This window comes from Carboxydocella sp. JDF658 (assembly GCF_002049395.1).
In the GTDB taxonomy this organism is placed as follows: domain Bacteria; phylum Bacillota.
This window is the reverse complement of the sequence record NZ_BDLR01000245.1, coordinates 1-306: the sequence shown is the minus strand read 5'-3', so window position 1 is coordinate 306 and position 306 is coordinate 1. Positions and strand designations below refer to the sequence as shown.

The 306-nt window shown below is 41.5% G+C and carries 1 protein-coding gene; it reads right to left on the bottom strand.

Features of this window, described 5'->3' with window-relative positions:
• A partial coding sequence (locus JDF658_RS13990; RefSeq protein WP_143312033.1) for a transposase occupies window positions 1-306 on the bottom strand: 306 nt, incomplete at both ends.

Below are 306 nucleotides of genomic sequence, written 5' to 3'. Positions count from 1 at the left end.
TACTGAAGACCTCATTTTGTTGCAGGGTATTAAACTTGAGAAAAAGATTAGTGAGAAAATAGTTTTTCTCCCTGCTAATAGTCTGCATCAGATGATAACGGAACCTGGTTAACCGCTGTAAAGGGAGATAACGAAAATCGACCTGGCTATTTTCCGGGAGACGGCCAAAACGAAGCCGGTCAGCAATTACCCAGGCATCTGTCCAATCATTCTTGGGAAGGTCAGGATAAGCCTTTTTAAAATTAGCTACTACTTTAGGATTAAAGGAATATACCTGACAGTTATAAGGAGTTAGCCGGGTGTCAG